At 41.6% G+C, this 9575-nt stretch carries 6 protein-coding genes; 2 read left to right on the top strand and 4 right to left on the bottom strand.

Features of this window, described 5'->3' with window-relative positions:
- Positions 1–210 precede the first annotated feature (210 nt).
- Positions 211–693: a tRNA (uridine(34)/cytosine(34)/5-carboxymethylaminomethyluridine(34)-2'-O)-methyltransferase TrmL gene (gene trmL, locus MJ764_RS08380; protein WP_239326111.1), complete on the bottom strand. Its 483-nt coding sequence runs from the start codon at positions 691–693 to the stop codon at positions 211–213.
- 1101 nt (positions 694–1794) lie between these two features.
- On the opposite strand from trmL, the gene MJ764_RS11650 reads away from it, so the two are divergent.
- Positions 1795–1983, top strand: coding sequence for an IS3 family transposase (locus tag MJ764_RS11650; RefSeq protein ID WP_420853944.1), 189 nt, complete (start codon positions 1795–1797; stop codon positions 1981–1983).
- A gap of 352 nt (positions 1984–2335) precedes the next feature.
- On the top strand, positions 2336–6232 hold the full coding sequence (locus MJ764_RS08375; protein ID WP_239326110.1) for an autotransporter outer membrane beta-barrel domain-containing protein: 3897 nt from the start codon (positions 2336–2338) through the stop codon (positions 6230–6232).
- 117 nt (positions 6233–6349) lie between these two features.
- Here MJ764_RS08375 and MJ764_RS08370 read toward each other — a convergent pair whose 3' ends face one another.
- From MJ764_RS08370 to MJ764_RS08360, 3 genes are all read right to left on the bottom strand, one after another.
- Positions 6350–7381, bottom strand: a complete 1032-nt coding sequence (locus MJ764_RS08370; RefSeq protein ID WP_239326109.1) for an AI-2E family transporter — start codon at positions 7379–7381, stop codon at positions 6350–6352.
- A gap of 191 nt (positions 7382–7572) precedes the next feature.
- On the bottom strand, positions 7573–8163 hold the full coding sequence (locus tag MJ764_RS08365) for a DJ-1/PfpI family protein (RefSeq protein WP_239326108.1): 591 nt from the start codon (positions 8161–8163) through the stop codon (positions 7573–7575).
- A 593-nt stretch (positions 8164–8756) separates the two neighbouring features.
- Entirely contained in the window at positions 8757–9497 is a 741-nt protein-coding gene (locus tag MJ764_RS08360) for a carbonic anhydrase (protein WP_239326107.1), read from the bottom strand.
- Positions 9498–9575 lie beyond the last annotated feature (78 nt).

Genomic DNA, 9575 nt, shown 5'->3' with positions numbered 1-9575 from the left:
ACGACCTAGCGCCGATGATAGTATGGATACCCATGTGAAAGTAGGACACCGCCAGACGCCCCATAAGAGAAGAACCCGGTTGAGAGATCAGCCGGGTTTCTTGCGTTGTGGTAAGGAGTAGGAGGCAATGATTATAGATGCCTGCTAGCCAAACATAACAGCAGCCTTGGTGCTGCTGTTTGTATTGATGCTTACTGTATATAGAGTGGATTAGCCAAGTCTATAAAATTTCTGCTGCCGCAATGCTTCGTACAGCACAATTGCAGCGGCATTGGATAGATTCAGAGAGCGGATATGCTCAGACTGAGGAATGCGCAGGCAGTTATTGCTACGTGCCTGAGCGAATTCTGCGGGCAGGCCAGTAGTTTCACGGCCGAATAAAAAATAAATTTCCTGCGAACTATCCCTAAAATCAAACTCAGTGTAGTTGCGTGTGCCATACGTTTCTATCAAGTATACCTGTGCATTAGTTTGAGCTTCTGTCATCTCTATAAAGGCTTCCAGGCTGTCGTGGTAGTGAATGTCTACGTGAGGCCAGTAATCTAGACCGGCGCGTTTAAGCATTTTGTCGTCAGTGGAAAAGCCGAGTGGGTGAATCAGATGCAGGCTGGTATGAGTGCCGGCACAGGTACGGGCGATGTTGCCAGTGTTGGCGGGTATTTGAGGTTGGTACAGGACAATGTGCAGTGGCATTCTGGTAGTTCTTAAAAAGATTTAGTGTATATCAGATTGGATAACTATTGTATTGCAAAATTTCTTCATAAATCTGTGCTCGCTGTCTGGTTATTTGGACAGGCTACACTAATTCATACAACTTTTTAGGAGGTAATGTAAACTTAACTTTAAAAAGAAAAAAGATGAATCAACAAAGACGCGTACGATGGACTTTTAGTGCTGATTTCAAAGCGCAAATGGTTAAACTTTATCAGTAGGGGAAATCGCGCAGTGAATTAGTCAAGGAATATGATTTGGCACCATTTGCTTTAAACCGCTGGATAAACCAATCAAGTAAAAGCGGTTCATTTAAGATTAAAGATAATTGCATTCCAGAACAAAATAACTGATTGCGTTACGCCAAAGAGCCTTAAGCAGCTATGGATCGAAAACGATATCCTAAAGCAGACTGTACTAATCATGGCACGAAAATCAAAAAGTAAACCAACATCGTTATACTGTAGCGGCATTATGGCACGGCTTAGGGATATCCAGACACTATGCCTATTATTAATGCTAAGCAACTAAACAGAAATCGGTTGCTACTTACGCCGATAAAATATTGATTATTTTTAATCGCAGCTATCAATCGTATGGGACTAGGCGAGTTTGTTTTGCCAGACAACAAGCAGGCATCAGCATTTCCCGTCGTTATATTGCCTGGGTAATAGAGTCGCTATCATTGATATCAAAGTATACGCTTAAACGATATCGAGAATAGTTGACGCAGTAGCGTAGCAACTGCTAATCATTTACTACGTCAGTTTGAGATAGGTATCACAAACGGCAGATTATAGTGGCAGACTTAACCTATATTCGTATTAACCATCGCTGGAATAATTTATGTGTGTTACTGAATGTATCTAATCGCCCGCTTGCCGGTTACAGTGTCGGTCAACATACAATAGCAGATATAGTGATGTCTGCATTAAGCCAGATTAAGCAACCATTGCTCTCATTAAATCTATTTCATTTAGATAGCAAAAAGGTGTTTGATGACCTAGTTACTAGATAGATATTTCAACGCATTTAATGTTCAATACTCCTGAGTAAAAAGGGTGTTTATATGACAATGCAGTAATTGAAGTAACATTTAAAAGCATTAAAACTGAGTTTATTAAAGGAGAAAAATTGATGACAAGTGGAAAACTACAACTAGCCTTTGCTATTTATGTTTATTGGCACAATCACAAACGAGTACATTCATTGTTAGACTACTTGCCTCCTGTAGAATTTAACAAACGACTATCCTTTAATTTTATGGTTTGAATCTGTATTGTCATTAAAATAAAACCATTAACTAAATTTAACTTATAATTAATTGCTGTTTTTTTGGAAAATCTGTCATAAATTTAGTAGAATATTTCATTGGTTTAACTTGAATTAAAGGAATGAAAGAAAATTCGTTTAAATTAAAAATTTTTTCATTGTGCAACTATTCATAGTTTTCAAATTTGAACGGCAATTTTTACTGCAAATACACACATACCGGTCAGCTTTCGGTTAATCAGTAAAAATAAACCCTGCTACTGCTAAATTAATTAAATAACATATTATGTGCGCTTAATAAGAGCGCATAAATTTTGCTTATTAAGCAATATATTGAATCTTAAGGAATAAAATGAATCGTATTTACCGATTAATTTGGAGTGCTTTGCATCAGACTTGGATTGCTGTTGGCGAGCTTACTCGTGCATATAAAAAAACAGCCACAGTAAGTGTGGCCATAGCATTGAGTGGCATGGTGTTTAGCACGCAGGCAGCAGCAGAAACACAGATTATTACCCTCCCCGGTGATGGTATAGCGTATGAACTTCAACCACTTGACGATCTGGATGGAATTACAAATACTAATGTCAGCAAAAACGGCACCGATGGGAAAGCAGCTTACATCTTCCAGACAAAGGATGGAACTCTTATCGCAGATAACCCGATTTCTGTAAATTCAGACGTGAGAATTGGTGGTGGTAATGGCGGTAATGGCACTGATGATGATGATGGTGATGGTGGTGATGGTGGCCACGGCGCAGTAGCAATCAGTGGAGATCATCTGCGAATTGAGAATAATGGTTTCATCGGCGGCGGTGCAGGTGGTGAAGGCGGTGAAGGCGGTTATGGAAAAAAAAGCGGCAATGGCGGCAATGGCGCAGTGGCTATCAATGGAAATTATCTGCAAGTTAATAATAATGGTTTGATTTCCGGAGGAAATGGCAATCTTGGTGGCGGCTACGGTGGCAGCGGCGCAGTAGCCATCAAAGGAGATCATCTTAAAATCGATAATCAAGGCTCAATTAAAGGTGGCAATGGTGGTTATGGATTTGATGGGGGTAATGGTGGCAGCGGTGGTGCGGCCATCAATGGAGATGATTTGCAAATTGATAATAGCGGTACGCTTCGTGGTGGTTCAGGCGGTGACGGTCACAGGGGGGACGGGCTTCGCCATGGTGGTCATGGTGGAACTGCAATCATTGGAAATAATTTAACTATTAATAATAAAAATAATGGAATGATTGAAGGCGGCTACGCTGGCAACAATGACTATGGTGGCTATGGTGGCTATGGTGGTATGGCTATTAATGGCAATCAGTTAACAATTGAAAATCAGGGAACAATTCAAGGAGGTGACGGCGGTATCGGTACCGTCCATCATGGTGGTGATGGCGGCATGGCTATTAATGGTAATCAGTTAACAATTAATAATCAGAGAACTATTCAGGGTGGCGAAGGTGGCGCTGGTGATATGCATGATGACAATGGCGGCGATGGTGGCAACGGTGGAATAGCAATTAATGGCGTTCATTTGCATATTGAGAATAGTGATATAATTCAAGGAGGTGATGGCGGTTATGGAGGTCACGCCATAGACAAAAACAGTGGCGATGGTGGCAACGGAGCAGCGGCGATTAATGGTGATGATTTGCAAATCGTTAATAGTGGCACAATTAAAGGTGGCAAAGGTGGCAAGAGAGGTTTAATTCAAGATGACAACGACGACGAGTGGCGCACCGTTAGCGCTAATGACTTATTAGGTAGTAGTGGCAATGGTGGAAATGCCATCAGTGGCAGCAACCTTACCATTATTAACCGCGGGCATATTATTAAAGGTGAAAAAGGAGATAATAGCCAAGGTAATACTTCCGTCCAAGATGGTGCAGCCATTTACTTGTCCGCAGGTAATAGCAGCCTGACCCTTAAAGCAGGCTCTGATATTCAGGGTGATATTGTCCTTGCTAGTGACGCGAGAGCTAGTAACTCCTTAAAAATCATCAGCAAAGCAGAAACCACGATTAATGGCAATTTAAAGGCAAATGATAACACTAATGTTACCCTTTCCGGTAAGCAAGTATCATTCTCAAAAAATGCTGACTTTGGTAATGGAACTACCCTCACTTTTGCCGATGGAATCGACATAAAAGCAGATAAGGCCTATCTGCATGCAGATAAAATCACTTTTAATAATACCAATATTCACCTCAATATCAGCAACTGGGATCAAAGCGAAATTACACTAGCAAGTACCGATAATGGGATCAGTGGTAACTATAATGATAATACTACTACTAACAGCTTATTAACTGCGCATGCTAAAGATTATGTTGGACTCATGCTGGATAATGGACAGAAAAATTTAAAATACGGATTAAAATGGTTTGATGAAAGTGGTGATGGTCATGGCATCTTTGATTTAAGAGAAGATGCAACTCTTAACCTTAATGTTAATCTAACTGGTAACAAGAGTAAAAACGATAATAATTGGGATGGGCAAAGCTTAACTAAAAAAGGGCTGGGCACACTGCAACTATCGGCTAAAAACACCTATAGCGGTGCAACCAACATCAATAATGGTACTCTTAGATTAGCTGTAGCCGATGCTATAGCCCGTACTTCTGAGATGAATATTAAGCCAGAAGGTACCTTAAATCTAGGCGGCAACAACCAAGAAATCAGTCTGATTAAGAATCAGGGAGTAATACTGATCAATGATCTCGGTGCTAGCCGATTGAGCAATGCGGTTACCGTAACAGGTAATATGCATAATAGCGGTACACTGATCCTCAATAATTGTAAAAACTGTACAGGACAAACTTATATTCAGGATGGTAACTGGATTGGTGAGGGGGGAACAGTTCAATTCGGCGCTATACTGGGTGACGATCACAGCATAACTGACAAACTGCAAATCAATGGCACTGCAACAGGCACTACTAATGTTCAAGTAATGAATGAAGGCAGCACCGGTGCACAAACAATAGAAGGTATTGAACTTATCAGCACAACCAGTACAACCAGTGATGCCTTTAAACAGAAAGGGCGTATTATTGCCGGTAGTTTTGAATATCATCTGCAACAAGGAACAAACTCTGGTCAAAATATGAATAACTGGTATCTGACCAGTAAGGTGAAGACAAATTCTGGAGATAATCCATCAGATGCTACTGGAGATGGTGCTGGCACAGGCAGTTCGGATGCTGATAACAGCGGTGGCAACAGTTCTGGTACAGGAAATAATTCGCATTCTTCAAATAAAGAAATTCGCGTTTTTCGTCCCGAGGCAGGCAGCTATGCCAGTAATCTGGTCGCGGCCAATACCCTCTTCAGCATGCGTTTACACGGTCGTCAGGGCAATGGCTGGTACACAGATCCGGTTAGCGGAGAAAAAAAAGACAATAGTGCATGGGTAAGAATTGTTCAGGGACATAATAAAAATACCATGTCTGATGAGCAATCCAAAACCACTGCCAATCGTACTGTGTTCCAGATCGGTGGCGATATTCTGGCCGGATCGCTCGCAGAGTATGATCAGTTGCATATTGGTTTAACCGGCGGTTATGCCAAACAGAACAGTACTACCCGCAACCATCTTTCCGGATACCATTCTGATGGTAAAGTAGAAGGTTACAGTGCTGGTATATATGCTACGTGGTACCAGAATCCGCACGAGCGCAACGGTGCTTACATTGATAGCTGGATTCTGTATAACTGGTTCAATAATACCGTTCAGGGAGAACAGCTTGCCAAAGAAAAATATCACAGTCATGGCATGAGCGCATCACTAGAAACAGGTTATGATTATCATGTAGCTGCATATCAGCTATCTGCTGATATGCAGCATGATATCTACCTCCGTCCGCAGGCGCAGATTCAATGGTCAGATGTTAAAGCCAATGATCATACTGAACGTAATGGCACTCGTGTGTATGGTAAAGGAAACGGCAATATTCAGACTCGTCTGGGTATGCGCGTGTCACTAGACAGACATCATCAGCATAAAGAGTCTGCCAGTCGCATAGAACCGTTTGCAGAGATCAACTGGCTACATAACTCAAAAGACTATGGCGTTAATATGACGGATGCAACAACAACCATCAGGGGACGTCACAATATGGCGGAAATTAAGATAGGTGTGGAAGGACAAATAAAAGACAATTTACGTTTATGGGGTAATATATCGCAGCAGTTGGGTAAGCATGATCAGCGTGATACGCAAGGTATGGCTGGGATAAAATACATGTTCTAAACAGAATTGTTCAGTAATACAAGCAAATAAAAGCACCTCTGATGAGGTGCTTTTTTCGTAAACATTTTTTGATAAATAGTCGAGTTGTAATGCGGAAAGAAGAATGGATTGGCTGAATTAAATGATTTTGAGCTGTTTTAGTGATAGTTTTAGAAAGGCATAAAAAATAGGAGCAAATACCAACCCGATTACGCCAAATAGGGTTTCGGAAAGGACCATGGCAATAAGCAGCTCACAGATGCCGGCATGGATTTTGGTGCCTACTATTTTGGCATTCAGTATATATTCGATTTTGTGAATAATGATTAGGTATGCCAGTACGATGACGGCAATCCAGAATGAGATGGTAAAGGCAACCAGACACATGATGGTATTAACTATCAGATTGCCGATGATGGGTATTAAGCCAAGTATAAAGGTAGCGAGTATCAGGCTTTTACTGAATGGCAGATGGATGCCGAATACGGGTAAGACAACCAGCAGGAAGAGGGCGGTCATGATGGTATTAAACAGGGCGATCATGACTTGTGAGAAAGCGACGTACTGGAATACTAATATCAGGCGGTCGAGACCATCTTTTAGTGCCTGCATGTAGATGGTGGAGGTGGAGGGAGTTTCGGTGATGTTGCGTTTATTTTGTTGATAGCCTGCTATTAAGCCGATAATCATGCCGATGATGATGATAAGTAGTGAGTGGAATAGCTGTTTGATTACTGACTGAAGATAGAGGACATGTTCTTTGATGAAGTTTAGCGCATTGGCACGCAGCTCAATCAGATTATCGGGCAGATAATTACTCAATTCTTTAGGCAATGAGTTGGCAATGCTGTTAAATAGGTTTTGAATGTGGGTGAGGGTTTGTTGCGGGTCTTTGGCAACGCCGATAACCCAACTGATAAGGTAACCAAAGCTGCCAATGAGTAGAGCCATAATGAGCAACGAGAGCAGTAATACGGAAAACAGTTTTGCTTTGTTACCCCAGCGGTGTATTTTTCTGGCCAGAAAATCTTCGAGCTTCTGGGTAAGGGTATAGGTGAGTAAGCCAGAAATAACCCCAGACATGAGATGTGTCTGCATAAATATGATAAAAAATATTGAGTACAGTACTACGAAAAACAGACCAATTTTTTGTTGCTCATTTAACAGCATGATTTATTCCTGATTGGGACTGATTAGGCAGTTTGAATGGTTTAAGGGTACTTATGGTACTGCATGATAATGTTATTTTGTGTAAATAAAACAGTAATGAATTAAGGATAAACCAAGCTAATGATTTTTTATGTTTCGGTATGACAATGATTTATATATTGTTTAACTATTACTGATTGGGCTGATGTGGTTTATTTTGAGCAGAATTCATCCTGCAGGCTGTCCTGCTGCCAGTGATATTCGATTCTGGTTGCAATTTGTTGGGCGGTATTTTTGTCGACTCTGTCTTGTACGAATGCTAGCGCCATGTCCATGCCGGCACTGATGCCGGAGGAGGTGTAGTACTTACCGTCAGTTATCCATCTGGCTTTTTCTACCCAATGTGTTTGTGCAGATGAGGTTTTTACCCAGTCGAAAGCGCGTTTGTTGGAGGTTGCCCGTCGTCCATTGAGTAATCCTGTTTTGGCCAGCAGGGCACTGCCAGTGCATACGGTTAGTACATACTGGCTTTTTTGTGCCAGTAACTTTAGCTGGTTAATAAAATCGGTGTGTTGAATCAGGATGCGGGCGCCCTGTCCGCCGGGGATAAAAAGCGTATCAATATTTGCCGGGATAGCAGTAAAGCTTTCGGTAGCAATGCATACGCCATCCTGATTGCTGATTGAACCACCGTTTTGGGAGTAAAACTGTATATTCCAATCTGGTACTTTGCCAAATATTTCTACAGGGCCGAATACATCCAGTGTTTCAAAATTTGGATAGAGTAGAGTGGTAATTTGCATATGTTTTTCCTTTGTAGCAGCAGGCATAGGGATACAGTAAGCCCGTATGCCGAGTTAAAGCGGTTGATTTGTAAATAGAATAACATTTTCTCGGGCTGGGAGCTGGTTAATTTGTAAGTTGATTAAGAGGATTGTTGTAATTAGGCTTGTCCAAGTGATTTTTATCTGGGCTGGTAGGTAGGGAATATGTTGCAATCAGAATGATAAGTTGAGGCTGAAATGTATATTATGGCCGGATTCGGATACGGTTTTACCCAAATAAGGGTAATATTTTTTATTGGTTGTCGATGGTGAGGTTGAGTGTGGAGCCTTGTTGTTGCCATACTTGCTGTGAGGGCATTTGATGTTGTGGGCATCACGGTTGGGGTAACAGACCAATACATCGAACAGCCGGTTATTATTTGGGACAAACGATACGTTGAGACCGTTGTTCTGAATGTTGTTGGTGTAAAAATATTTGATTAGCAAACAATATTTCCGTCGACAGGCAAAGGTGGCTGGTGTCTTGGGTGTCAAATTTAATGCCATCAGCAAAGCCACTGTTGCTGATGGCGGGATATGTGAGAACCTGATTGTTGTTAAGTTGGGTGGATTTAGTTGTTTTCGATGATACGGTTATTAAGTGGCTGAATAGGCCGGTTATTGTTTTTGGCCAAATAATGAGAGATGTCTTCGATTTCTGCTTTCGACAGGGTAATGGGTTGCCGGAATAATATCCATGTTACTGATTCGCTGCATGGCGGGGTAGTCAGTGAGCCGGTATAGCGGTAGTAACTATGGTTGTGCGGGAAAAGTTGTTCGGGATTGAATAAAATGTCGGTGCTTTCGTTACTATTTTGAGCCAGTTGTTTGAATATGGCCAGCTTTTCAAAATAGGAGTTTTCTTTGCCTTCCTGCACAAATACGCTAACTACAAGATTACTGTGGTCGGCTGCCTGATGAACAAAGTGTAATTCCAGCGGATAGCGTACACCATTGATGGTATGCTCGGCTGGTTCGTGGGCGTGAAACTGAACCAGTGTGTAGGTTTTGTTGTTGTAGGTAAGCGTGCTGTTTGGGCTAAAGTAAAAATGAAGTGAATGGCCGCTATTGGCTATTTTGTTAATGTTGGCATGACGATAGTTAAATTTCAGTTTGGGTAGTTTCTGGTTGGTTTTGCTGGCAAAGATATCAATCGGGGATTGAGTTTTGCCAGTGGCGCATGTTTGCGCACCAGCCATTTTACCCCAGTTTTCCGGGGCATAATCGCCTTGATAACCCCAGTGGGCATGTTCGGCCATGGCTGGGGTAGCCAGACTAAGGTTAAGACATAATACTAAAATGATTTTTTTCATAATGTGAGTAGTGTTGGTTTATTGGGTTATTTAGTTTATTCCTAATTGGTGACTGATTGCACTGTTTTGTTGTGAAAT

This window comes from Snodgrassella gandavensis, from assembly GCF_914768025.1.
Classification (GTDB): domain Bacteria; phylum Pseudomonadota; class Gammaproteobacteria; order Burkholderiales; family Neisseriaceae; genus Snodgrassella; species Snodgrassella gandavensis.
Note: the sequence above shows the minus strand (reverse complement) of the source record. Positions and strands in the feature narration are given on the sequence as shown.

Coding starts and splice junctions, on each gene's coding strand:
- trmL (WP_239326111.1), bottom strand. CDS start 693: ATGCCACTGCACATTGTCCTGTACCAACCTCAAATACCCGCCAACACT.
- MJ764_RS08375 (WP_239326110.1), top strand. CDS start 2,336: ATGAATCGTATTTACCGATTAATTTGGAGTGCTTTGCATCAGACTTGG.
- MJ764_RS08370 (WP_239326109.1), bottom strand. CDS start 7,381: ATGCTGTTAAATGAGCAACAAAAAATTGGTCTGTTTTTCGTAGTACTG.
- MJ764_RS08365 (WP_239326108.1), bottom strand. CDS start 8,163: ATGCAAATTACCACTCTACTCTATCCAAATTTTGAAACACTGGATGTA.
- MJ764_RS08360 (WP_239326107.1), bottom strand. CDS start 9,497: ATGAAAAAAATCATTTTAGTATTATGTCTTAACCTTAGTCTGGCTACC.